At 50.9% G+C, this 25,804-nt stretch carries 22 protein-coding genes; 12 read left to right on the top strand and 10 right to left on the bottom strand.

Features of this window, described 5'->3' with window-relative positions; translation table 11 throughout:
- Nucleotides 1-106: 106 nt before the first annotated feature.
- The 6 genes from kdpE to HRU78_04595 are packed head-to-tail and all read right to left on the bottom strand — an operon-like array spanning nucleotide 107 to nucleotide 7,992.
- On the bottom strand, nucleotides 107-796 hold the full coding sequence (kdpE, locus tag HRU78_04620) for a two-component system response regulator KdpE (GenBank protein QOJ24916.1): 690 nt from the start codon (nucleotides 794-796) through the stop codon (nucleotides 107-109).
- Entirely contained in the window at nucleotides 787-3,453 is a 2,667-nt protein-coding gene (locus HRU78_04615) for a sensor histidine kinase KdpD (protein ID QOJ23014.1), read from the bottom strand. The genes kdpE and HRU78_04615 overlap by 10 nt, the downstream gene beginning before the upstream one ends.
- The gene (gene kdpC / locus HRU78_04610; protein ID QOJ23013.1) at nucleotides 3,453-4,028 is read right to left on the bottom strand and encodes a potassium-transporting ATPase subunit KdpC; all 576 of its coding nucleotides are present in this window, start codon (nucleotides 4,026-4,028) and stop codon (nucleotides 3,453-3,455) included. The genes HRU78_04615 and kdpC overlap by 1 nt, the downstream gene beginning before the upstream one ends.
- A gap of 14 nt (nucleotides 4,029-4,042) precedes the next feature.
- Nucleotides 4,043-6,097 (bottom strand): potassium-transporting ATPase subunit KdpB, encoded by a 2,055-nt coding sequence (gene kdpB, locus HRU78_04605; GenBank protein QOJ23012.1) that lies wholly within the window; start codon nucleotides 6,095-6,097, stop codon nucleotides 4,043-4,045.
- A 12-nt stretch (nucleotides 6,098-6,109) separates the two neighbouring features.
- Entirely contained in the window at nucleotides 6,110-7,903 is a 1,794-nt protein-coding gene (gene kdpA / locus HRU78_04600) for a potassium-transporting ATPase subunit KdpA (protein QOJ23011.1), read from the bottom strand.
- Nucleotides 7,900-7,992, bottom strand: a complete 93-nt coding sequence (locus HRU78_04595) for a potassium-transporting ATPase subunit F (GenBank protein QOJ23010.1) — start codon at nucleotides 7,990-7,992, stop codon at nucleotides 7,900-7,902. Before HRU78_04595 ends, kdpA begins: the two co-directional genes overlap by 4 nt.
- 358 nt (nucleotides 7,993-8,350) lie before the next feature.
- Between HRU78_04595 and HRU78_04590 the strand changes: the two genes are divergently transcribed.
- The 3 genes from HRU78_04590 to msrA all read left to right on the top strand — a co-directional run bounded on the left by HRU78_04590 (nucleotide 8,351) and on the right by msrA (nucleotide 12,924).
- The gene (locus HRU78_04590; GenBank protein QOJ23009.1) at nucleotides 8,351-9,616 is read left to right on the top strand and encodes an MFS transporter; all 1,266 of its coding nucleotides are present in this window, start codon (nucleotides 8,351-8,353) and stop codon (nucleotides 9,614-9,616) included.
- 213 nt (nucleotides 9,617-9,829) lie between these two features.
- The gene (locus HRU78_04585; protein QOJ23008.1) at nucleotides 9,830-11,449 is read left to right on the top strand and encodes an MFS transporter; all 1,620 of its coding nucleotides are present in this window, start codon (nucleotides 9,830-9,832) and stop codon (nucleotides 11,447-11,449) included.
- Between the two features lie 134 nt (nucleotides 11,450-11,583).
- Nucleotides 11,584-12,924: a peptide-methionine (S)-S-oxide reductase MsrA gene (gene msrA / locus HRU78_04580; GenBank protein QOJ23007.1), complete on the top strand. Its 1,341-nt coding sequence runs from the start codon at nucleotides 11,584-11,586 to the stop codon at nucleotides 12,922-12,924.
- 113 nt (nucleotides 12,925-13,037) lie between these two features.
- Here the strand turns inward: msrA and HRU78_04575 are convergent, their stop codons facing one another.
- Together HRU78_04575 and HRU78_04570 are read right to left on the bottom strand one after the other, a co-directional pair.
- Nucleotides 13,038-13,406, bottom strand: coding sequence for a hypothetical protein (locus tag HRU78_04575; GenBank protein ID QOJ23006.1), 369 nt, complete (start codon nucleotides 13,404-13,406; stop codon nucleotides 13,038-13,040).
- A 133-nt stretch (nucleotides 13,407-13,539) separates the two neighbouring features.
- The gene (locus HRU78_04570; GenBank protein ID QOJ23005.1) at nucleotides 13,540-14,232 is read right to left on the bottom strand and encodes a Crp/Fnr family transcriptional regulator; all 693 of its coding nucleotides are present in this window, start codon (nucleotides 14,230-14,232) and stop codon (nucleotides 13,540-13,542) included.
- 197 nt (nucleotides 14,233-14,429) lie between these two features.
- Here HRU78_04570 and HRU78_04565 point away from each other — a divergent pair, with 197 nt between their 5' ends.
- Nucleotides 14,430-14,924 carry a YbhB/YbcL family Raf kinase inhibitor-like protein gene (locus tag HRU78_04565; GenBank protein QOJ23004.1) on the top strand — a complete coding sequence of 165 codons (495 nt, stop codon included), beginning with the start codon at nucleotides 14,430-14,432 and terminating at the stop codon, nucleotides 14,922-14,924.
- 75 nt (nucleotides 14,925-14,999) lie between these two features.
- On the opposite strand, the gene HRU78_04560 is transcribed toward HRU78_04565, so the two are convergent.
- The gene (locus HRU78_04560) at nucleotides 15,000-16,793 is read right to left on the bottom strand and encodes a hypothetical protein (protein ID QOJ23003.1); all 1,794 of its coding nucleotides are present in this window, start codon (nucleotides 16,791-16,793) and stop codon (nucleotides 15,000-15,002) included.
- Between the two features lie 111 nt (nucleotides 16,794-16,904).
- Nucleotides 16,905-17,285 (bottom strand): hypothetical protein, encoded by a 381-nt coding sequence (locus HRU78_04555; GenBank protein QOJ24915.1) that lies wholly within the window; start codon nucleotides 17,283-17,285, stop codon nucleotides 16,905-16,907.
- A gap of 415 nt (nucleotides 17,286-17,700) precedes the next feature.
- Between HRU78_04555 and HRU78_04550 the strand changes: the two genes are divergently transcribed.
- The 8 genes from HRU78_04550 (at nucleotide 17,701) to cysT (ending at nucleotide 25,801) form a co-directional block, all read left to right on the top strand.
- On the top strand, nucleotides 17,701-17,922 hold the full coding sequence (locus HRU78_04550) for a YezD family protein (GenBank protein QOJ23002.1): 222 nt from the start codon (nucleotides 17,701-17,703) through the stop codon (nucleotides 17,920-17,922).
- Between the two features lie 142 nt (nucleotides 17,923-18,064).
- Nucleotides 18,065-19,753 (top strand): alginate export family protein, encoded by a 1,689-nt coding sequence (locus HRU78_04545; GenBank protein ID QOJ23001.1) that lies wholly within the window; start codon nucleotides 18,065-18,067, stop codon nucleotides 19,751-19,753.
- A gap of 31 nt (nucleotides 19,754-19,784) precedes the next feature.
- Nucleotides 19,785-20,786 carry a sulfate ABC transporter substrate-binding protein gene (locus tag HRU78_04540; GenBank protein QOJ23000.1) on the top strand — a complete coding sequence of 334 codons (1,002 nt, stop codon included), beginning with the start codon at nucleotides 19,785-19,787 and terminating at the stop codon, nucleotides 20,784-20,786.
- 48 nt (nucleotides 20,787-20,834) lie between these two features.
- Entirely contained in the window at nucleotides 20,835-21,179 is a 345-nt protein-coding gene (locus HRU78_04535) for a DUF2325 domain-containing protein (GenBank protein QOJ22999.1), read from the top strand.
- A gap of 89 nt (nucleotides 21,180-21,268) precedes the next feature.
- Nucleotides 21,269-22,102 carry an EAL domain-containing protein gene (locus tag HRU78_04530; GenBank protein QOJ22998.1) on the top strand — a complete coding sequence of 278 codons (834 nt, stop codon included), beginning with the start codon at nucleotides 21,269-21,271 and terminating at the stop codon, nucleotides 22,100-22,102.
- A 92-nt stretch (nucleotides 22,103-22,194) separates the two neighbouring features.
- Complete coding sequence (locus HRU78_04525; protein QOJ22997.1) at nucleotides 22,195-23,112, top strand: hypothetical protein; 918 nt, start codon at nucleotides 22,195-22,197, stop codon at nucleotides 23,110-23,112.
- Nucleotides 23,099-24,931: a cysteine desulfurase gene (locus HRU78_04520; protein ID QOJ22996.1), complete on the top strand. Its 1,833-nt coding sequence runs from the start codon at nucleotides 23,099-23,101 to the stop codon at nucleotides 24,929-24,931. Before HRU78_04525 ends, HRU78_04520 begins: the two co-directional genes overlap by 14 nt.
- Nucleotides 24,932-24,967: 36 nt before the next feature.
- A complete protein-coding gene (gene cysT / locus HRU78_04515) occupies nucleotides 24,968-25,801 on the top strand; it encodes a sulfate ABC transporter permease subunit CysT (protein QOJ22995.1) in 834 nt (277 codons plus the stop codon).
- The last annotated feature ends 3 nt before the right edge of the window (nucleotides 25,802-25,804 follow it).

The raw sequence follows: 25,804 nt of genomic DNA, 5'->3' as shown, positions 1-25,804 counted from the left end.
CGATCAGTGTCAACAATTTAGGGAAAAGAGAAAGTTATGATACGGATTGGAAAAACCGCTGATTTGATTCTTTCAATTCAGAGGCAAGCCATGAATGTAATCGCTTCTATACTAATCGATAACCTACACCCAGCTCGGTCAATAAAAATTCAGGTTGGGTTGGATCACGTTCTAATTTTTGCCGCAAATGCCCCATGTAGATGCGCAAATAATGTGTACGCTCAGAGTGGTTAGGCCCCCATACTGCCAGCATGAGCTGAGTATGGGTTAGTACACGCCCACGCGCACGGATGAGAGCGATTAATAATCGATATTCAATCGGTGTGAGATGAATTTCAGCATCCGCACGTGTTACTTTGCGGGCTGGCAGATCAACTGTAACATCACCGAAATGTACTATTGAATCGCTTTGATTTTCATTGGATTGATGTCGCCGCAAATGAGCTCGAATACGTGCAATTAATTCCGGTACACCAAAAGGTTTAGTTAAATAATCATCAGCCCCGGTATTCAGTGCCGCAACTTTCTCCTCTTCACGATCGCGAGCCGATAATACGATGATAGGTATTTCAGACCAGCTTCGAATTTGCCGGATTACTTCTTTCCCTTCGATATCAGGTAAGCCCAGATCTATAATCACCAGATCTGGTTGTCTGGTCGACGCTTCAATTAAGCCTCGAGCTCCATTATCGGCTTCAATGACATGGAAATTTTCCGCCTCCAATGCCAAACGCACGAAACGACGGATTTGATTTTCATCTTCAATAATCAAGATATGCACTGTTTTCACATCAATTCTTCCAACATAGGAGCAGTACCAAGTGGAAGAATGACAGTAAAACGTGCGCCACCGCTAATACAATTTTCCGCATGAATCTTTCCGTCGTGGGCTTCTACAATCGCTTTACAAAGAGCCAGGCCAAGGCCGACACCCGGTTTGTTTGATTCTGTTTCTCCACGAGTGAATTTTTCAAATATCTTCATTTCCTGACTGGGAGGCAGACCAGGACCATTATCTTCGATCACGATATTCATTTTGTTATTAATGACCATCGCTGTCATCTTGATCGTACTGTTCGCAGGTGTAAACTTTGCGGCGTTGCTCAATAAATTGACAATGACTCTTTGTATCAAAACCGGATCACACTCACATAACGGTAAGCCGGGAGGAATTGCGATAATCAGTTTGTGCGTGGCAAGTATGTGATGCACTTGCAGACTTGCGCTGCCGATGATTTCCTCAATCGACTGCCAATCCTTTTTCAGTTTTACCCCGCCAGTTTGTAAGCGCGCCATGTCGAGTAAATTGGTCACCAGTTCAGACATTTGCAATGCCTCACCTTGGATGGCTAATGCGAGTTCCTGGCGAGAATTTTCCGGTAGCTTGCTGCCGGCAAGCATGCTCGACAAACCGACTAAAGCAGTCAACGGCGTGCGTAGATCATGTGAAATCGATGAAAGCAATGAATTACGCAACCGCTCTCCTTCCATCAAGAGTAACGCATCTTGCGCCACCTCGACATAATGGATGCGCTCCAAAGCCAATGCGATTTGCGCCGCGAAGGTATCGAGCAAGCGCTTTTCTTCCGGTTGATCCAGAAAGAGCGAATTCTCAGGTTCTAAAACGAGCACACCGCGAGTCCGCATCGGGGCTTTCAACGGCAGATAATGCGAAACGGCTGCAGACAATGTATGTGTCCTTAACCCTGCAGGTAATTGATGATCGTAAACCCATTGTGCAACAGCGGCATCAACTACCGGTTGAGAAGATGAAGTGCCAGCGACTTTGATTTTTTCCTGACCGTCGGGAAGAAATAGGGCGGCAGCCGAATTAAATGTTCCACTAACGTGCCGTTTTGCAATTTCAACAACTTGTTCAACAGTCAACGCTCCGGATAACTCTTTGGAGAGAGCGGTTAATGCCTGTGCACGTTTTTCACGCAAGTTCGCAATGGTTGCTTCAAATCGCAGCCTTGCCGCAAGCTGCCCGATTATGAGAGCAATCAATAGCATTAAGGTAAAAGTGAAAAAATACTGCACATCGGAAACAGCAAATGAAAATCGTGGCGGCACAAAGAAAAAATCGAATAATAGAACCGATAAAGCCGCCGCCCACGCCCCGGCACCTCGACCGAATCTAATCGAAACTCCTACAACCGCCAGCAAAAACACCATGACAACGTTGGATAAATCGAATATTTGCAGTAACCCGGCTGTCAATAGCGCTGTAACTACACAGGTAACGGTAGCCCAAACATAGTTCCACCATTTAATGTTATCAAAGGTAATTTCCCGGCTCTTAATTCGAGAAAGCTTTTTACTGCTTACGACATACACGTCGATATCGGGAGAGAACCGGAAAAGCGCATCAATGAATCGCGAATGGCGAAGTTGGTACCAATATCCATCCGAAGGATGGCCGACTACAAATTTATTGGCGTTCCGGCTTTGCGCATATGCCACCAATGTAGCGACCAAATCGCTGCCAGCAAGTGTTGCGGTTTCTGCGCCTAGTTCTTCGGCAAGCTTGAGGTGATCAAGAACGTATTGCCGATCACGCTTGGAGAGACGTTGCAGCGCGGGTGTTTCAACATATACCGCCAGCCAATCGGCTTTTAGCTCATTGGCCAGGCGAGCGGCGCTTCGTACCAATTTGTCATTCGCCGGACCGGGGCCAATACAGGCAATAATACGTTCGCGTGCTTGCCAAACATTCGCAATGGCGTGATCCGCACGATAGGCGCGCATTTGGATATCAACGCGATCCGCTGTGCGCCTCAGCGCAAGTTCGCGTAATGCGATCAGATTGCCTTTACGAAAAAAATTTTTAGCAGCATGCGCAACTTGCTCGGGTATATAAACCTTACCTTCTTTAAGGCGCTCCAATAGCTCGTCAGGCGGCAGATCAACCAGCGTCACATCATCGGCGCTGTCAAAAAAGCGGTCTGGAACGGTTTCCCAAATACGGATACCCGTAATACTCCCAACCACGTCATTTAAGCTTTCAATATGCTGAATATTGAGCGTCGTATAAACATCGATTCCATTCGCCAAGAGTTCGTCAATATCCTGCCAGCGTTTTATATGTCTGGAGCCTTCTATATTGGTGTGTGCCAGTTCATCGACAATAATCAATTGCGGTGCCCGTTGTAATGCGGCATCAATATCGAACTCTGTCAGTGATTTTCCCCGGTAATCAACTCTACGTAACGGTAAAGCCGGGAGCTTTTCGAGAAGCTTCGCGGTATCGCTTCGTCCATGAGTTTCAACGATACCGACAACAACGTCTATTCCTTCGGCAAGCCTTTGTTGTGCAGCATTGAGCATGGCATACGTCTTGCCTACACCGGCGCAAGCACCGATGAAAATTTTTAATTTTCCGCGTTGCGCTGCAATTTCCTCATTTTTGATTTTTGCTAGCAGCTGATCCGGGTCGGGGCGTTCATCAGTCATTATTTCTGTAATGTATCCAAGGCTAAGTTAAGGCGTAAAACATTAATACGAGGATCACCAAATACACCCAGCTGAGGTATTTCAATATATTGCTCAACCAATGATCGGATAACAGCCGCATCAATACTACGGGCTGCCGCCACACGTTCAAGTTGGTAATATGCAGCGGCGGGTGAGATATGAGGATCCAATCCGCTGGCAGAGGCCGTCACTAAATCAGTCGGAATTTTCTCTTCTTTACCGGGGTGATGCGCTCGCAGATGTTTGATGCGCTCATCAATTGCTGTGATCAATACAGGATTGGTTGGTCCCAAGTTTGACCCTCCCGAATTTGCCGCATTATAGGGCATGGGAGAAGTTGCGGAAGGACGCCCCCAGAAATAAGCCGGACCGGAAAAATTCTGTCCAATGAGATCGGAGCCTATGACTTTATCACCACGTTTAAGCAGACTGCCGGCCGCTTGCTCCGCAAATGCAATTTGCGCAATACCCGTAACCGCAAGCGGATAAAGCAAGCCGGTAACAATCGATATCAGGATAAATAGCATCAAGACGGGGCGGATGAGGTTTTTCATTTTGATTCCTGGATTTAAAAGAGATTTAACAGAATATCAATCAGCTTGATGCCGATAAATGGCACGAGCAACCCTCCCAAACCATAAATCAGCAAATTCTTGCGTAATAGCGCTGCCGCGCCCAGTGCTTGGTATTTCACACCTCTGAGCGCCAGCGGTATCAGGAACACGATGATGATGGCGTTGAAGATGATCGCGGCAAGAATTGCCGATTCAGGGGTATTCAACTGCATGATATCGAGCATTCTCAGCTGTGGATAAGTTGTGGCGAATGCTGCCGGAATGATCGCAAAATATTTGGCCACATCATTGGCGACGGAGAAGGTTGTCAGAGCTCCGCGCGTCATGAGCATTTGTTTCCCTGTTTCAACTATTTCAATCAGTTTGGTTGGATTGGAATCGAGATCGACCATATTACTGGCCTCTTTTGCAGCCTGCGTTCCGGAGTTCATGGCAACCGCGACATCGGCTTGCGCCAAAGCCGGAGCATCATTGGTGCCATCGCCGGTCATTGCAACCAGCCGCCCCTGGACTTGGTATTCCCTGATCAACCGGAGCTTATCCTCAGGTTTAGCTTCAGCAAGAAAATCATCGACACCTGCTTCAGCAGCAATCGCAGCAGCGGTTAAACGATTGTCGCCGGTGATCATGACGGTCTTGATACCCATTTGTCTCAATTCGCTAAAACGTTCTCTAATACCGCCTTTAACGATATCTTTGAGTTCGACGACGCCAAGTACTCGTGCGCCATCCGCAACCACCAAAGGCGTACTGCCACGGCGTGATACTTGATCAACCAGAGTTTCGACACTCGCGGGAAAAGCGCTTCCCAGGTTTTCAATATAAGCACGAATCGTATCGGCTGCGCCTTTTCTGATCTTGCGATCGGCAATATCCACCCCGGACATGCGCATTTGTGCGGTAAAGGGAATAAAAACCGCATGTTGCAATTCACGGCCGCGTAATCCATATTCTTGTTTTGCGAGCATCACGATAGACCGCCCTTCCGGAGTTTCGTCGGCAAGTGAAGCAAGTTGCGCCGCATCAACCAACTCTTTAATCTGAATATGAGGCGCGGGTAGAAAGACGGATGCCTGGCGATTGCCAAGTGTAATGGTTCCGGTTTTGTCCAGCAGCAATACATCGACATCGCCGGCGGCTTCAACAGCTCGTCCGGAGGTGGCGATTACGTTGACTTGCATCATTCTGCTCATTCCGGCCACACCAATAGCGGACAGCAAACCGCCGATCGTGGTCGGAATAAGGCAAACCAGAAGCGCCACCAGTGCGGTAACGGATATCGGCGAACCCGATCCTGCCGATTCAGTACTATAAATTGATAGCGGTAGAAGGGTTACGCATACGATTAAAAATATTAATGTCAGCGTAACCAGCAATATAGTTAACGCAATCTCGTTAGGCGTTTTTTTGCGCTTGGCGTTTTCCACCATTCCGATCATACGATCAAGGAATGCTTCCCCAGGGTTAGCGGTAATACGGACAATCAACCAGTCCGACAAAATACGCGTACCCCCTGTAACCGCCGAAAAATCGCCGCCCGATTCACGGATGACAGGAGCGGATTCGCCGGTGATTGCGGATTCATCGACAGAAGCAACGCCCTCGATGACTTCTCCATCAAGCGGAATGAAGTCGCCCGCTTCGATGAGCACGATATCGCCTTTTCTCAGCGAAAGAGAGTCAGTGGCGGCAATTACCGCATCACGTCTCGGTTCAGCTAATTTTTTTGCGGCAATATTCTTCCTGCTGGTGCGTAAAGCCGCCGCTTGCGCTTTACCTCGGCCTTCGGCAAGCGCTTCGGCGAAGTTGGCGAATAACACAGTAAACCAAAGCCATGCAGCTATGGTAAGAATAAAACCGGCCGGCGCTTCTCCATGACCGGAGAGAGCGTCGATACCCAGTATTGTCGTGAGAACACTGCCGATCCACACGACAAACATGACCGGGTTGCGCCATTGCGTTTGTGGTGCAAGTTTCTTGAATGCATCGATGAGTGCCGGTTTTATCAGAACCGGATCAAATAAAGGAAGCGCGTGTTTCTTTTTCATGATAAACATGCCTTACGGTTGGCGAGCGAATAATTGCAAGTGTTCGATAATGGGGCTTAGTGCCAAGGATGGAATATAGTTAAGCGCCCCGATAATGATGACTGTGCTGATAAGCAATAGAACGAACAACGGCCCATGGGTAGGCAGTGTTCCACCGGTTACGGCAAGCTTGGGTTTGGCAGCCAATCTGCCGGCAATGGCAAGGACAGGAATGATAACGCCGAATCGTCCTAGCCACATCGCGATAGCAAGCGAGATATTATAAAAAGGGGTATTGGCTGAGAGCCCCGCAAATGCTGAGCCATTGTTATTCCCGGCCGAAGTGAAGGCGTACAGAACTTCGGAAAGTCCGTGCGCCCCCGGATTGGCCATGCTCGCTTTACCAATTTCAGTAACGACAGCGATGGCGGTACCGCCAAGCACAACCAAGGGTACGACTAAAATTGCAACTGCAATCATCTTCATTTCGAATATGCCGATTTTCTTACCCAAGTATTCCGGTGTGCGTCCGATCATCAATCCGGATAGGAAAACGGCGAGCATAGCGAAAATGAGCATTCCATATAATCCGGAACCGACACCGCCGAATACGACTTCTCCTAACATCATCAATCCCATGGGAATCAACCCTCCTAATGGCAGAAAACTATCGTGCATGGAATTGACCGCCCCGCAAGAAGCGGCTGTCGTAACTGCAGCAAACAATGCAGACGAAATGATTCCAAATCGAATTTCCTTACCTTCCATATTTCCCATCGAATCATCCACTCCCAGTTGAGTGATAAGCGGGTTTGAATAAGATTCCGAGCCAATCGCCGCGCTCGCCATAACAATGAACAACGCCGACATGGCAATGAGAATTGTCCAGCCTTGCCGGGGATCTCCGACCATTTGACCGAAGGCGAAGCAGAGTGCGGCCGGGATTAAAAAAATACTGATCATTTCCAAAAAATTGGTCAGTGGTGTCGGGTTTTCAAAAGGATGCGCCGAATTGGCATTAAAGAAACCGCCGCCATTGGTTCCAAGCAATTTAATCGCTTCCTGCGATGCGACAGGTCCCATCGCAATGGATTGCGTGTCTGATTTGATCATTGCGGTGATCGAATTACCTTGATCGTCCGTCAAAGGTTGATTATCGTGATCTTGCTTCGATGCAACATACTCAACCGGTTCAATCAGCATGACATCTTGATAAGCACTGAAATTTTGAATGACTCCCTGACTGACCAGAATTACCGCGAACAAAAAGGATAATGGCAGAAGGACATAAAATGTGGAACGAAACAGATCCAGCCAGACATTTCCAATTCCGCCGGCATTTTTGCGCGCAAAGCCGCGAATGAGTGCGATAACGACAGCTATTCCTGTCGCTGCCGATGCAAAATTCTGTACGGTTAATGCCAGCATCTGTGTGAGATAGCTCATGGTCGATTCTCCGCCATAACCTTGCCAGTTAGTATTCGTGACGAACGATACCGCCGTATTGAAGGCCGAATCCGAAGAAACCGCTCCAAGCGCCTGAGGATTGAGCGGCAAACCGCTTTGTAAGCGCTGCAGGCCATAAACAACCAAAACACCCAGTACATTGAACAACACAATAGCTGCCGCATAACGCTGCCATGGCATATCTTCTTCCGGATTGGCACCAATAAAGCGGCAAAAACCACGTTCAATGTTATCCAGCCAGATAAAGCGTCCCGTGAGGCGGTCATTGAATATATTGGCAAGATAGCAGCCTAATGGCCATGCCATGGAAAACAAAACGACGATAAACAAACCGATCTGAATCCAAGGTGATGTATTCATGAAATTTCCTCGGCGTTGAACAATGCATAAAGCAGGTAAATGAATATCAAGACAGCAAGGGTACAGGCCAACCAATAAATCCAGCTCATTTTTTACCCCTCATTAGTGGAAATCAGCAAACAACCCCATGGCTAATGCTGAAAAGGAAATGACATGATCTCTATAAATTACATAAGAATTACTTGTCGATATCTATTTATAGAGTATGAATAATTGTGTGTAAAAATGGGGTTAAGATACAACAATGGCACGTAAAAATAATGTAAAAAAGACAAGCTTCAAACTCATGGAACCAATAAAATCATTGCAATCCGATGCAATTCCATGAATTTCAGATCGTATAATCATTGGTTTGACAAACGATCCGATCTTCATTATCGTCGCCGTCGGTAAAAAAGGGGAATCATACTTTCCGTGATACCCGGAAAATTCTAAGGAAAACCGATAATGACCAGCCCTTATCGTCAGCATCGCCGCATACTCGTCGCGAGTTTGGTCGGAACGGCTGTCGAGTTTTATGATTTTTACATTTATGCGACGGCGGCGGCGTTGGTGTTCGGGCCGTTATTCTTCCCGGCCAGTTCCGAGGCCGCGCAGTTGATGTTGTCATTCCTGAGTTTTGGTCTCGCGTTCATCGCCCGTCCTTTCGGTGCGGTACTGTTCGGCCACTTTGGCGATCGGATCGGCAGGAAATCGACATTGGTGGTATCGCTGTTGCTGATGGGAATCTCAACCCTGCTGATTGCGTTCTTGCCCACGTATGCCATGGCCGGCTGGATTGCACCGTTGTTGCTGTGCACACTACGCTTTGGCCAGGGGCTTGGTCTTGGCGGAGAATGGGGTGGCGCGGCGCTGTTGGCGGTTGAAAATGCGCCGCAGGGATGGCGGGCGCGGTTCGGCATGGTTCCGCAACTGGGAGCACCGGTCGGCTTCCTTGCCGCCAACGGGTTGTTCTTATTGCTTGGCATGGGCTTGAGCGAGGCGGACTTTGCTGCGTGGGGCTGGCGCATTCCGTTTCTGGCAAGTGCCATTCTGGTCGGGCTCGGTCTGTGGGTGCGTCTGAAGATCAACGAAACACCCGAATTTGCCCAAGCGCTGGCAAAAGAACCGCCGATTCCGGTCCCAATCGGGGAACTGATCCGCAAGCATGCGCTGGCAACCTTTGCCGGAACTTTCGCCGTGGTTGCCTGTTTTGCAATTTTCTACCTTTCAACCGCTTTCGCACTCGCGCACGGCACAACCGCTCTGGGATACGACCGCGAGACTTTTCTGTCGGTCCAGCTTGCAGCAACTCTATTTCTTGTACTCGGCATTATCGCCTCGGGGGTGTATTCCGACGCCAGCAGTTCGGCGCAGGTGCTGACATGGGGATGCGTAGCAACCATCGGTGTGGGGATGATGTTCGGTCCGCTGTTGGGTTCGGGATCGCTTTGGCTGGTATGGGTGTCGCTGTCGCTGGCACTGTTCGTAATGGGCTTTGTCTACGGCCCGCTCGGCGCTTGGCTGCCGTCACTGTTCCCGCCACGGGTACGCTATACGGGAGCATCCGTCGCTTTCAATGCGGGAGGGATTCTGGGTGGAGCGGTCGCACCGATTGCCGCACAAGCGCTGAGTGAAATCGGCGGCACCGCCATCGTCGGTCTCTACCTGACGATGGCGGGAATGTTCAGTCTGACAGGGTTATTGCTAGCCCGGCGGTTTGAGTCGCGATAAATCTGAATCGTCACCTGTGTTGAATCAATTAGCGGATTCATTCGATAGGGTGAACCAGTACAAACTTCCGCTCTCAAAATCACCGATATCATCGCAAACAGGAGCCTCAAACCATGGCCACCAGTAAACCCAGCATAATTTTATTCAACAGCCGGACTGCAATGCCGAAAATACGCGATTCTGAGGCTTCCACCCACACATTCGCATACTGAAATGCCGGAATCGGTATTTACTCCCTTCAAGCATCGCGTTTTCGCCATTTTATGGCTGGCTACGCTGGTTTCCAATATCGGTACGTGGATGTTCAATGTTACGTCCGGCTGGATGATGACCGAGTTATCACCCTCGCCGTTGATGATTGCGCTGGTACAAGCGGCTACGGCATTGCCGATTTTCCTGTTTGCCCTGCCAGCGGGCGTGCTCGGCGATCTTTTCAACCGCCGCAAGCTTTTATTCTGGACACAGATTTTCCTGGCGGCTGTGCTCTTTATTTTTACCGCATTGCTGTGGACGGGCGTTACCAGCCCGTGGATACTGCTGGCATTCACTTTCTGCATCGGCGTGGGAACCGCTTTTGCTTCACCGGCCTGGCAAGCGATCGTGCCGCGCCTTGTACCGCGTAATGTACTGGCATCCGCCATCGTCTGGAACGGTATGAGTATGAATATCGCCCGTGCCATCGGTCCGGCGTTGGGCGGTTTTGTATTGGCAGCGGCAGGTGCAATGGCGACGGTATTTATCGATGCCCTATCCTACCTTGCCGTCGCCGCGGCATTGTTATGGTGGCGTGTTACAACAACACAGGCGGATACGTTGCCGCGTGAGCATTTAAGCGGCGCGATGCGCGCCGGTATCCGTTTCGCGCTGCACAGCAAACCGTTGCGCTACACCTTGATTCATGCATTGGCTTTTTTCACTTGCGCATCGTCCTACTGGGCATTGCTGCCCATGGTAGCCAAAGAATTATTGCAAGGCGGCCCCGGTCTCTATGGCATTTTATTGACCGCCCTGGGACTCGGGGCGGTAACCGGCGCATTCTTGCTCCCAGTGATGCGAAGACGCTGGAGTGCAAGCACCAACATGACACTGGCAACCGTCAGTACAGCGCTTTGCTTGGTAATGTTCGCTCTAGGCCAGCATCCGGTGCTCGGCATTATGGCGGGATTTACCGGCGGCGTCTCCTGGATCGTAGCGGTATCCACGTTGAATTACTCGGCGCAAGTAGCGCTGCCGGACTGGGTGCGCGCACGCGGCCTGGCCATTTTCCAGATGGCGGTTTTTGGCGCCATGGCTGCCGGATCTCTGGGTTGGGGACAAGTAGCGATCGTCAGCGATCTCCCGCCGGCTCTGCTGGCTTCGGGATTGCTGGCGCTTGTGCTGATCCCGGTCACTTACCGCTTCAAACTCAATCTGGGCGAACATCAAGACCATACACCCTCGGGACACTGGGCAGAGCCGGTTCCGGTAACGTTGATATCGCACGATAACGGTCCGGTGCTGGTGACACTGGAATACCGTATCGACGATGCCGATCGCGATGAATTTTTCAAGCTGATACGTGAAATGGGAACAATCCGCCGCCGGGACGGAGCCATTCAGTGGGGATATTTTGAAGATGTCGAAGATCATGGACGTTTCATCGAGATGTTCATCGTCGAATCTTGGATCTCGCATCTGCGCCAGCATGGCCGTGTATCCGCAGCCGATAAAATCCTGCAGGATAAAATCTTCGCCTTGCACCGAGGCGCAATGCATCCTCGGGTAACGCATGCTGTGACGCCGCAGTCTGAAAGTCACCAGACTGCGGCTCCCCAAACACATTATGACATTTGACCGGTATTGTTCTGCACCAGGCAACTATCGGTTTTCGTCCTTGTCTTTTGATAGGGTGTGCTCCAGAAAATGAAAATTCAGCCACCAAACCGGAATGTTGTAGAAACATCAAAATTTTGTCCCCGGGATGAATAATGAACGCTATTATTGCAGCAATTTTAAGTTTGCTATGTGCTACAGCAGCATGTGCGATGGAGAAAACCGTGATGCCCGATTCTGTAAAACCAAATCAGAAAATCAATCCGAAGACTGATTACATCGTCCTCGGCATGGGGTGTTTCTGGGGCGCCGAGAAGCGCATGAGCGAAATTCCCGGCATACTCGATGTCGAAAGCGGCTACGCCGGCGGCGATCTTCCCGGTGTGGGGTATCAGCAGATTCTGAATCACGAGCGGATGCTAAGCGCGGGCCGGACAACGGCGCGCAATCATGCCGAGGTGATCAAAGTCACTTTCGATGCGGAAAAAGTAACACTCGAAACCGTTTTGGCAAAATTCTGGGAAAACCACAATCCGACGCAAGGCGACCGCCAAGGCAACGACATCGGCAGCAATTACCGCAGTGCCATTTATTATCACGACGATACGCAGAAAGACCTGGCACTGCACTCGCAGAATGTTTATCAGCAGGCGCTGAATACCGCCGGATACGGAAAGATTACCACTGAAATCCTGCCGCTGAAAAATTACATCGCCGCCGAGGAATACCATCAAGACTACCTGTGGAAAAATCCCAACGGCTACTGCGGCCTTGGAGGCACAGGCGTTAAATACCCTGCAACGAGTCAGAAAGCCGCGCAAAATCCCTCAATGGCGAGTTCCGCAGGCGCGGAACGCATGAAACCGCTGGACGGCAAGGATTTAAACTTTTCTCAGCAATTGGTTATTTTCGAAGCCGAGCACTGCGAATTCTGCAAGCAGTTCGACAACGATGTTCTTAACAACTGGCAAGCGGAAGTGCCGGTCATGGCAACGATGAACACCAATCCGCCGACTGGCTGGACGCTGGAAAAACCGCTATTTGCCGCACCAACCATCGTACTGTTCAGAAACGGCAAGGAAGTCACCCGATACACGGGATACAACGGGGAGCAAGCCAATTTCTGGAAATGGCTTGGTTTTCAGCTGCTGTCGCCGGAGCAACAGAAGGTCGCGTTTGAGCAAGGCACCGAACCGCCGTTCACCGCCACTAACTTGGATGAAAAACGCCCGGGAAAATTTGTCGATCCGATTTCCGGTGCACCGCTTTTTCTCAGTCAGGCCAAGTTTAATAGCGGAACCGGCTGGCCCAGCTTTTTCGATCCCGTCGAAGGGTCGATAACACTGCACGACGACAACTCGCACGGCATGCACCGCATCGAAGTGCGCAGCGCCAGCTCCGGCATCCACCTCGGCCACGTCTTCGACGACGGCCCGCCGCCGAGCTATAAACGCTACTGCATCAATGGCAATGTGCTGAAGTTCGTTCCGGATTGATTCGATGATGACTCCGTTGAATCAACAATTCTTGGCCTCTGGAGGCGTTTGGAAGGAAAAACTCAATATCCGGCAGTTTATATGTAATCAAATGGCGTTACTGCCGCCAATTTTTATTTGATCTTCCGGTCTCTTACTTCAGCTTGATAATCAGTAAACATACCGGCTACGATGATGATAATACCCATCGCAATATAAAAATTCCTTGCTGCTTCTTCATCTGAAAAATTAAGGATAAAGGGTATGGCTATCAACAAGGGGCCAACCATGCGCTCAATCCAGCCATGAGCGGTAAATGGAATGAGCTTTACTACTCCAAAAGGAAAATCGGAAGCCAGGGTAACAATCAAATGCACTACGGCAAGGCCATAGGCAAGCATAGCTGATAGCTGGCCTAATCCTAAAAGTGTAGGAGCCAGTAAAAAAATAAAAACCGTCAAAAAATCAAAATAACCGTGTATACGCGGCGAGATTACTTTCATGTGAATGCTCCTCTATTAATTTTTGGTCACTCCGATAGTCACCATGATCAATAAATTAATACAGCGCAATCATTGATGTCTGTTAGCTACAAAACAAATTTACAAATATTTCTCGCCAAGTTATTAGGGGGTATTAGAATTTATAAGAATCATGAAGAGCAATGTCATTAATACAAATCTGATCGCGCGTATAATCAAGCATTCCGCGATTTCTGAAATCATTCAAAACCGTGCTCACGACTGAGCGGCTTGCTCCCACTAAATCCGCCACTTCCTGCTGGGTCAAATGAATTTCCAAGGTATACCCATGCGTACATCTTATTCCAAACATCCCGGCCAATTCTAATAATGTCGTGATAACGCGCATTTCAACGGGTTGAGTCAGAATAGTTCTTAGCTTGCGTTCCACCCTCTGCTTGCGGGCATACATATTTTCAATGACATACCAAGCCAACTCTGTTTGATGGGACATCATCGCTTTAAAATCGCCATGTGCTATTCGATAGTAATTAACTTCACTCAATGCTTGCGCAGTCTCCTCTATTTCCTGACTGGCAAAATTATTCTGAAAACAGCCAATGACATCCCCTCTTTTAAGCAGATCAACAGTAATTTCACTCCCCTGCTCGGTTAAATGAGAGAGTTTAACAATACCGCTTTTTATCCAAGATAAATCGGAATAACGATCACCTTGACGGTAAAGAAAAGTTTTCTTCGGCACATTAATTTCCAGAATGGAGGGATAGTTCTTCTGTAATTGATTTGTATCACATTCAAAAAATTCATTAATCAACTTAGACTTAGCATTGTACGTTATCGATTGCATTTTCAACTCCATTGACATCCAGCTGTATTTAATTATGCAATAATTTAGCTGCTTAACGAACTTAGGGAAACGCTAATTAATTCGGTGAACGAGATGAAGCGATAGGCGAGGAAGTGAGTACCGCGCAACGAATCGATTCGCTCGTACAGTCAATTAATCAGCGTTTCCTTAGTTATCCGATAGGGAGATTAAACATTATGGCTGCTTTAATGATGACCATTCTGACACTCACGTCAACGTCCTTTGCCCACAACGGTATGATCCCCGCCCGTTTTACTTGCGACGGACAAAACATTTCACCTGCGCTCAACTGGGCCGGCCTGCCGGAAGGCACGCAAAGCCTGGTGTTGATCGTCGATGATCCGGATGCGCCCGATCCGGCTGCACCGAAAATGACCTGGGTGCATTGGGTGCTGTACAACATTCCGCCTGCTGCAACTGGATTGGCGGAGAATATTGCGGAACAAAATTTGCCGCAAGGTATATTACAGGGAATCAACGACTGGAAGCGTACCGGCTATGGCGGCCCATGTCCGCCGATAGGCACGCACCGTTATTTTCACAAACTGTATGCGTTGGATGTGGTGCTGCCGGACTTAAAACATCCGACCAAAGCTGCGCTCGAACACGCCATGAAAGGTCATATCCTGGGTCAGGCGGAATTGATCGGGCGCTATCAACGTCAGCAGTAAGTAGGTTGATCGTACCGAGCCAATCCCGGCTGCTCCGGCACATATCAGCTTGCTGCAAAGGCAAAACGGTTTTTCTCACTGCACCGGTCTGCGTACCTCCCTGAACCAGGCCCGGTATTGCTCCATTTTCGCCCGTTGTTCCGTGGGTGCATGGCGGTGGCAGGTGGCATATTCTTCCGTATCCGGTTTGGCACCCCAGCGGATTTCGGCACAGTCGTTGGGATTGTAGGCCATTTCAAAAGCCGGTTTGCGCGCCAGCACATCGGCCACCGGCAGTTCCCACAAGCTGCCATCGCTGCGCGTGTAGCGAATACTGCTTTCCAGAATGCGTTGCGCGTGATGCTGCTCGATCCGGGCTTTGGCTTGCGCGGGACTTTGGTCGCCCAGAACAAACAATTCCGGATGACGCAGGATTTTTTCCGGCAGGCCGGTTAACACATTGATCGCGATGATCAGGCGCATATCGCGCGAAGGCGTGGAATAATCCTCCCAAGGTCCGATGGTCTGAAAAATCGCCGCACCGCTGGGCATTGGAATGACACTGCGCGGATTCTTGCGGAAATACGCTTCACCATTGTTGACCGAGGTGATGCGCGTTTCGATTTGCTCCACCAGCGCGGCCAATGTGGCTTCGTACGCTTGTTGCGGATCAAAACCGCCAGGGTTGATGAGTCTGGCCAGTTTGGCGTAGAAATCATCGGGCGTAAGTTGATCTTGCTCCAAGGAATAAGTGGTAAATTCCGGATGATCGATTAGTTCGTCATTGCTGAGCGCATGCCATTTACCGGGAGCGATCTGAATCAACGGGCGGAATGCCTTGAAGCCGGGCCCGGCATTGGCGGTATTGGCAAACAGCATAGTGCCTTCCCACACGCGCTTGCGTGTGACCGAGTTATCCGGCTGCGCATCGACCGCGAGCAGCATGCCGGGACTATCCGCCGTCTGCGGCACCCACTCGGCCAGCACCAGTATATGCCCGTATGGATCGGCATACACGGTGCCCGGCCACAGCGTTTCCCGGTTCATCGGAATCGGGTACAGATCGGTCGATTCGTCCGCCAGCGCCGTACGCGCCGAACCCGAATGAACGGTATCCACCAGCCGCCTGCTGAATTTCGTGAAACTGCTCTGCGAACTGACGCCACGGGTAAATTCCGCCATGATGGCCGGTGCGCCGCAATGCGGCGGCGTCTTGGCCGAACCGCGCCCGCACGCGCGAAAAGCGACCGGCAAACCGGTCTTCCAGGCAAAATACGCACGCAAGGTGTACGGCAAGTCGGCACAATCGGGCGTCAGCGGTAAATTATTGTCCTCGTTAAGGCCGAGATAGTTGTGCAAGAAGTTGCGCTCGGTGTTGCGCAATACCGGCTGCAGCGAGGTAAAGCTGAGATTTTCCCCGGGCGGCGCGCCAAATAACGTTTCAATCCAGACGGAATAAAACGCTTCGGCGGCAAGACTCCATTCTTTCAGTCTTTCCTGTGCATTGGTTTCACCCACTGTAAGTTGATGACAGGAAACAGATTTGCCATTGCGATTCGCCTCGATACGATGCAATCCTTGATCGGATTCCGCCAATTCGGCAGCCAGACTCCAGGGCGGGCCGCCGCGGCGACGCGATGGCAGCACGGTGCGTCGACCTTGATTGTCGATCATGAGCAATTCAGCCAGCGGACCATCGGTAGATACCGCCATAATCTTGATCGCCTCACCGGCTTTGGGATTCAGCGGTGAGATCCATAGTTGCGTGCCGCCGTGTTGCTCGCACGCGATATCTTCCGCCAATGCCGGTGGCGCCATGAGCCATAGCAATGTGAAAGTGCAAATATGCAGTCTAGTCAGAAAAGATTCCGGACCCGTTGGGGTTATCATGCAGATACTCCTATGAAGATTTTCCCGGATGGCAATCGCACATCACCGGATGATTATTTATCGATAGGTTTGCAAACCTGCTTAAAACCAAGCTTATTACCCGTCAGCGGGTTATTCTTTTTTTATCAGAGCGACTTCATCCACTCTATCATTTTCGTCATAACGGACTTGAAAAGCCATTTCATCGCCATTGAAGGTAATTTCCGTGGGCGTGCCGACCAGTTCCCACAACCCCAGCGTCACGACATCCGCCGCACCATGCAGAAATGCTCTGCCCGCTTTCGCACCGGTGCTGTACCCTTGCACGAATTTAAATATTTCATATCGTTTGCCATCGCGGTATTCGCTGATAACCGGCGCACCGAATTCGGAAATCAGCACAGCCCTGGATGTGCCCTCCTTCAATAAAGCGACATCTCTCTTCTCAGGCTGTTTAGCCGCCATAAAAACCGAACAACCGGAAACGGAAGCCGCCATTAGCGCCATTAGCATTGCAATCAGTAAAAATTTTCTTGGGTTAAACATATGCAGTCAAATTTATCTTAATAATCGAATAATTGATGATCCTGAATTCCGTATTTCCAGCGATCCATTTTACTGGAATCGCTTCCGGCCGGTATCGCCGCAACAATGACCGACTCATCCCGTTATTCATGCGAACAAATTGAGCAAATGTCACCGGGATCATACTAAATTCGTCATTTCAGTATCTTACTCATTTATCTCTCCGATTTACCCGGCTTTTTATATCGAACCTCCTTACCTCTCCCGAGTTCCCTGCATTCGGAAACAGCATTTCTAAATAATTTTATATTATTTAGAAATGAAAAAATATTATTTCTATTTATATAAAAAAATTGCTATTGTTCGCTTCCATTAATTTTCAACACTTTTCTGAGTACTGCAAATGACCACTGATTCCGGTTTAGAACCCAAAATCGCTGTTGCCAACGATCAACTCAAAAGAATTCCTGCAGAAATCGCGCAGGAAATTTTGCGCGCCGTTGCAAGCATCGAATACGGGTCGATTGAAATCGTCATTCATGACAACAGAGTCGTACAAATCGAGTGCCGGGAAAAAATTCGTGTCAACCAAAGCGGACCGAGTCGTAAGGCATTGAAATCCTAATCACTCAAACAACTTCCGGATCCGGTTGATACGACACAGCCGATCTCAAAATAAAAATACCGACCAGCAAAACTGGAGGGTAACAAATAACAAACATTAGTGACTCAACCGGATTCCCGGAGGGTTCACTCAGGAGAATGAAGTGAAGTTTCTTTGGTATTTTTTACACCTGGTGGCGTTGAGCGCGGTTGCGATCGGTTCCGTCAGCGCATCTTCCGAACAGAAGGCAATCGTTGATTTCCAGTCAGCGCAGCAAAATATTCTGCGGTTAGTACAACAAATGTCGGACGAGACCGCAAAACCAGCGGTCAATCAATCACCGGCACAAACCAAACCATCCGATCAAAGCAAACAAGCCGATCTGGAAAAATCGCTACCGGCCATTGCGCCCAAACCAAGCACGCCATCGGCCAGCTATCACCGGCGCTCCAACAGCTATGCCACCAACCCGGATTCCGATCCGCCGCGTTACGTACGCAAGCTAAGCGATATCGGTGTCGAGGCGTTCAAGGATATTACCTGGCTGGAAATCGGTCTGGAGTCGCGCATGCGCTACGAACATCGTCATAACGACATCCGCCGCATTGAAGGCGGCAACGACGATCCTTTTTTTCTGCGTAATCGCGCCTGGATCGGGATCAAAGACATTCTCGATCCATTCCGCTTTGCGGTCGAATTTCAGGACTCTCGGGTTTATAACAACCGCTTTGTACCGACCGACCAGGAAAGAAACGAGTATGACCTGCTTAACGCGTACGGAGAGCTTTATTTCAAAAAAGCACTCGGCGTCGACGACCGCGGCAACGATCGCCCAATCCGCTTTCGCGTAGGCCGTATGGCTTATGAAGCAACCGACCGGCGCTTTATCGCTCGTAACGAATGGCGTAACACCACCAATTCGTTTGAAGGTTTTCGCATCAATGTAGGTCGTGAAGCCAACGATTGGGAAGTTGATTTATTCGGTATGCAACCGGTGCGGCGCCTGCAAACGCAATTTGACGTGGCGAACAATCATCTGTGGACTTTTGGCGCCATCGGCACGTGGCGCCGCTGGTCCGACATTGTCACGATACAACCGTATTATATGGGGCAAATGCAATCGGCCGATCCCGATGGTTTCACCGCGACCAACCGATTGGACCGGGAAATTCATATGCCGGGATTCCGCGCCTACGGCAATGTGGGCAGCTGGTTTGATTTCGATGTCAGCTATAACCGGCAGCTTGGCTACACAGGACCCAATCGTATCGAGGCGCAAGGCTATACCGTCGAGCTTGGCAAAACCTTCAACCATCCGTGGAGGCCGCGTTTAGGGCTCTTCTATGGTTATGCCAGCGGCGACAAAAATCCCAATGACAATGTCGACAACCGTTTTGACCGCTTCTTCGGGTTTGCCCGGCCTTGGTCGGCAGATCACTATGTGATTTATGAAAACTTGAAAGCACCGAAAATCCGCTTCGAGTTCAGCCCGACGCAGAAACTCGGCTTTGAAATGGGTTACGGCGGATACTGGCTGGCCAGCAGCACCGATCGCATGTTCGATTTTCTCGATGGCAACATCAGCAATACCATCAAGGATCCCGGGTTCAATCGCGACCGCACCGGCAAAAGCGGTGATTTTGCCGGCCATTCGTTTGAAGGACGCATCCGTTATCAAGCCACATCCCGCATCAGCACCATTCTCGGTTACACCCACTTCACCGCCGGCGAGTTCGTGAAGAACCGCATCGCCGCAACCTCTTGCGCTGTGCTGCATAAAGAACCTTGCACCGACCAACGCTCAGGTGACACGGACTTCCTGTACTTTGAAGTGCTCATCAGCCTCTTGTAAACCCTCTCAAATTTCCAATGGAGAAAAAATTATGAACAGCAAGACATGGCTTACCACAAGCTTCCTGGCAGCGGCTTTGCTCATCGGCAACAATGCACTGGCGGAAAAAACCTTACTGAACGTTTCCTACGATCCGACGCGCGAACTCTATCAGGAATTCAACACGGCTTTTGCCAAACACTGGCAAGCGAAAAACAACGAGAAAGTCACGATCCGGCAATCTCATGGTGGCTCCGGCAAGCAGGCACGCTCCGTCATTGACGGTTTGGAAGCCGATGTGGTGACATTGGCTTTGGCTAACGACATCAATGCCATCGCCGAGAAAGCCAAGTTGCTGCCGGAAAATTGGCAAGCACGGCTGCCGCACAACAGCACACCGTACACCTCGACCATCATTTTCCTGGTGCGCAAAGATAATCCCAAAGAAATTAAAGACTGGGACGACCTGGCCCGCCCCGGTGTGGCGGTGATCACCCCCAATCCGAAGACCTCCGGCGGCGCACAGTGGAATTATTTAGCGGCGTGGCAATACGGCAAACGTAAGTATGGTGACGAAGACAAAGTCAAAGAATTCGTCGGCAACATTTATAAAAACGTACCGGTGCTGGATTCCGGTGCACGCGGATCAACCACGACGTTTGTTGAGCGCGGTGTCGGCGACGTGTTCATTTCCTGGGAAAACGAAGCATTTCTGGCACTCAAGGAATATGGCGCGGATAAATTTGAAGTCGTCATTCCATCGGTGAGCATTCTGGCGGAACCGCCGGTTGCAGTAGTCGATAAAGTCGTCGACAAACGCGGCACCCGCCAAGTAGCGCAAGCTTATCTTGAACATCTCTACTCCGAAGAAGGGCAGGAAATCGCCGCCAAGCATTTTTACCGCCCTACCCTCGACAAAGTGGCGGAAAAGTATGCCGGTCAGTTTCCCAAAATTGAACTCTTCAAGATCGACGAGGCATTTGGCGGCTGGAAAAATGCCCATAAAACCCACTTCGCCGACGGCGGCACCTTTGATCAGATTTATCTGAAGTAATGACAACGCAGCGCGCTACGGCGCGCTGTCAGACCAGGAGGATTCAACATGACCGTGCTGATTGTCGGTGGAGATTATATCACCTCGTTCAAACACTTCATTGCCGCGCAGCGCAATGCCCGCATCGAGCACTGGAGCGGCCGCGCGAAGGGATTCAATAAACGGCAATTGCCCAGCGAAACGCAATTGGTGATCGTGATTTGCGATTTCATTAATCACAACCTCGCCAACTCGATCAAGGAACAAGCCAGTCGTAACGGCATTCCGCTGGTTTATTGCCATCGCTCCGTCAATGAGCTGAAACGCAAATTAATGGATGTTTATCCGGCGGATAAAAACGGTTGCGCTGAAAGTTGTTGCAGTCATGGCAATCAGTCGCGGAGATTGCATTAAGGAATCCGACGGGCGACGAACAAATACCTGGGACATCTGTTACTCAGTAATCTGCTTACAGCAGCATTCATTTCTATGGAGATTATTCCATGAACACAACAGCAAACAATACGCATACCGCACTGGATGAATTCGAACTCATCAATTCAGCCACCGACTACACCTTGAAACGAGCCAAAAACGGCTGGATCAGCGGTTATTTCTACCAATGCGAATTGACCAGCGTTTTTCAGCCGATCTTCAACATTGGCCACGGTAAAACCATCGGTCATGCCGCCTATGTGCGTTCCAAATCAAATGAAGAAATCGCGCTTTGGCCATGGCAAGTTTTCGCCATGGCATCCAAAGACGATCAGTTGATCGAACTCGATCGCTTGTGCCGGGCGATTCATGCGTTGAATTATTATTTCAACCATCATTCCCAATCGGACAATCTGTTTGTCGAAGTCCATCCGCGTTTGCTGGAAAGCGTCAAGGACGATCACGGCCGCGCATTTGAGAACTTTCTCGACCTGATCGGGGTGAAAACCTCGCGCGTGGTCATCGAAATTCCCGCCATCGTCAACCGCAACTGGAAATTGCTGCAGCATGTCATCGGCAATTACCGTTCGCGCGGCTACCGGATTGCCGCCAACTATACCGGCAGCCGCAGCGACTGGATGGCGGAACTGGGCAGTTTGTATCCGGATGTCGTACGCATAGCGGCCAGCGATCTGCTGCGCCATGAAGCCATTACAGCACTGACGGATACTGTCCACAGCTTCGGTTCCAGCTTATTGGTGCGGGACATTGAAACACCCGAACAGCTGGTTATCGCCAAACGCAGCGATATCGATTACTTGCAAGGCAATTTACTCGGTAAAGCGGTATCGCTGATTGAAACCATCGAGTTACCGGAAGTAGCAAGACCAATGAAGCAATAAACAACAAAGCATCGGCCGATCCGGATGTTTTTTCATACATCCGGGCCGGCACCACAAAATCATAGCAATCATTCATCCAAGGAGAAAATACAATGACCGATATTCATCAAGCCCATACCGCATTAAGCGATGTCGCCGCCCGGACGCTTGCCAACGCCACCAAAACCGTGCCGATGATGGGCACCATTACGCCGCGCTGGCTCACCCACCTATTGCACTGGGTGCCGGTCGAGGCGGGTATTTACCGCGTGAACAAAGTAAAAGACCCCGATCAAGTCGAAGTCGACTGCTCCGCCAAGGATGAGCGCGAACTACCGGCGACATTCGTGGATTACGAAGAATGGGGGCGGGAGTATGTACTGAGTGCGGTGAATACCGTGCTGGATGTCCATACCCGCGTTTCCGATCTGTACAGCAGCCCGCACAATCAAATCCGCGAGCAATTGCGCCTCACCATCGAAACAGCCAAAGAACGTCAGGAAAGCGAGCTGATCAACAACAAGGAGTACGGTCTGCTGAACAACGTGGCAAAATCCATGAAAGTGAAGACACGTACCGGCGCACCCACTCCCGACGATCTGGACGAACTGATTGCGCGCGTGTGGAAAGAGCCGGGGTTCTTCTTGGCGCACCCGCAAGCGATTGCCGCGTTTGGCCGCGAATGTACCCGCCGTGGCGTTCCACCTCCGACCGTATCGCTGTTTGGCTCACAATTTTTAACTTGGCGCGGAATTCCATTGATTCCAAGCAGCAAGCTCAATATTACCGGTGGCAAAACCAATATTCTGTTGCTGCGTACCGGGGAAAGCCGGCAAGGTGTAGTCGGGCTTTATCAGCCGAACTTACCGGGCCAGCAAGGCATGGGATTGTCGGTGCGTTTCATGGGCATCAATCACAAAGCGATTGCTTCCTACCTGGTTTCCCTTTATTGCTCGCTGGCGGTATTGACCGAAGATGCGCTCGGTGTGCTCGAAAATGTCGAAGTAGGTCATTATCATGAGTACAAATAATCTCGACCGGCTGGCGGGCGAAGGCTTGCAAGCGACATCCGGCTTCCTGCCGGATGTCGAGCTGCTGACACGCTTGGCTAACGAATTTTTTACTGCGTTACCAAATACGGCATCCGTTGCTCATCCAAACGCACTGCCCGGCGCGGCGGCTGCGCCAGCGACAGCATTGGAGATCCCGGCATTTCCAACGGATCATCCGCACGTGGAGAACTCCGCATTCCGGCCGGACATTCCGTTGCCGTTTGAAACCGAACTCAACGCTCTGCTGGCGCCAGTAAAAGAATTCTCCCCCGCTTTATCCGCCACAGCCCCTGCCGCAAGCGTTCCCTCCACGCCGGCAGCAGCTGCTGCGGCGCTGGAAACTCCCGCATTGGCCTCAAATCCCCCAATTGCGGGAGTTCTTCCTTATCCGTCCACCATCCCCCTGCCGTTCGAAGACGAGTTACGCGCCCTTCTCCCGCCGGTGCAAGAAGTTCCGCATATCTATACTGGCATACCCATCACGCAAAATCCCGGATCGTCATTTTATTTTCTCGACAGCATCGCATCTTCCGGATCGGACGGACCGGTTGTGGAATTCGCATCCGCCCATCCCGCTTTTGACGTCAATGCCATCCGGCGTGACTTTCCGATCCTGAGAGAATTGGTCAACGGCCGTCCGCTGATTTGGCTGGATAACGCCGCCACAACGCAAAAACCGCAATCGGTCATTGATCGTCTCTCCTACTTCTATCAACACGAAAATTCCAACATCCACCGCGCGGCGCATGAATTGGCGGCGCGTGCGACCGACGCTTACGAGGAAGCGCGCAAAAAAGTCGGCCGTTTCCTCAATGCGCCATCGGCAGACGAAATCGTCTTCGTGCGCGGCACGACCGAGGGCATCAATCTCGTCGCGCAAAGCTGGGGACGGCAGCATATCAACGCCGGCGATGAAATCGTGATCTCCTGGCTGGAGCATCACGCCAATATCGTGCCGTGGCAGCAGTTGTGCAACGAAAAAGGCGCCGTATTGCGGGTCGCTCCGGTCGATGATCAGGGCCAGATCTTGCTGGATGAATATCAGAAACTGCTCAATTCGCACACCAAGCTGGTGGCATTTTCGCAAGTATCGAATGCGCTCGGCACCATCACCCCCGCGCAGGAAATGATCGCGATGGCGCACCGCGTTGGCGCACGCGTGCTGGTCGATGGCGCGCAATCCGTTTCACACATGCGCGTCGATGTGCAGCAGCTGGACTGCGATTGGTTTGTTTTTTCCGGCCACAAAGTATTTGCACCGACCGGCATCGGCGCGCTGTTCGGCAAAGCCGATCTGCTGAATGCGATGCAGCCCTGGCAGGGAGGCGGCAATATGATTCAGGATGTCACCTTCGAGAAAACCACGTTTCATGCGGCTCCGGCACGCTTTGAAGCGGGCACCGGCAACATTGCCGACGCCGTCGGGTTGGGCGCGGCGATCGATTACGTGCAGCGCATCGGTATCGACAACATCAGCCGCTACGAGCATCAACTGTTGGTTTACGCCACGCGCGGCCTCAGTGCGATTCCGGGATTACGCTTGATCGGCACCGCAGCGGAAAAAGCCGGGGTGCTGTCGTTCGTGTTGCAGGGATTCAGTTCCGAAGAAGTCGGCACGGCACTCAACCGCGAAGGAATCGCGGTACGCGCCGGGCATCATTGCGCCCAGCCGATTTTGCGCCGCTTCGGTGTGGAAACCACGGTACGGCCGTCGCTGGCGTTCTACAACACCTGCGCGGATGTCGATTTTCTCATCGCCGCACTGCACCGTATCCAAGGCGGGCGAACGAATTTTTGACCATGACTGGATGCAAATACCACAAGGAATTTTCGAGTGAGTACTTTTAAGCAATACAGCATTTTGCCGGGCTTCAATCTGGCGCTGGGATTCACCTTGTTGTATCTGAGCCTGATCGTCCTGATTCCGCTATCGGCGGCCTTTATCCGCACTGCCGAATTAACCTGGATGGAATTCTGGACGATTGTCACCACACCGCGCGTTTTAGCTTCCTACCGGCTGACCTTCGGCGCATCGTTCGCGGCTGCGCTGGTGAATGCGACATGCGGTCTTCTGGTGGCGTGGGTACTGGTGCGCTACGATTTTCCCGGGAAGAAAATTATCGATGCCTTGGTCGATCTGCCGTTCGCTCTGCCGACCGCCGTAGCCGGCATTTCGCTCACCGCGCTGTACGCGGGCAATGGCTGGATCGGGCAGTTTCTTGAACCCTTGGGCATCAAAGTGGCTTTCACACCGCTGGGAATTTTTGTGGCGCTGACTTTTATCGGTCTGCCCTTCGTGGTGCGCACGGTGCAACCGGTGCTCGAGGATATCGAAGCCGAGCTGGAAGAAGCAGCTGCCACACTCGGCGCCAACCGCTGGCAAACCTTCGCGCGGGTCATTTTTCCGGCACTCTTCCCGGCCTTGATCACCGGCTTTGCACTGGCGTTTGCGCGCGCCGTCGGTGAATACGGATCGGTCATTTTTATCGCCGGCAACATGCCGATGATTTCCGAAATCACACCGCTGCTGATTATCACCAAGCTGGAGCAGTATGACTACGCCGGTGCTACCGCGTTGTCGGTGGTGATGCTGGTCATTTCATTCATTCTGTTGCTGATTATCAATCTGCTGCAATGGTGGAGCCGGCGCCGCAGTATTGACTCTTGAGGA

It is taken from the genome of Gammaproteobacteria bacterium (assembly GCA_015709635.1).
GTDB lineage: Bacteria > Pseudomonadota > Gammaproteobacteria > Burkholderiales > Nitrosomonadaceae > Nitrosomonas.
Note: the sequence above shows the minus strand (reverse complement) of the source record. Positions and strands in the feature narration are given on the sequence as shown.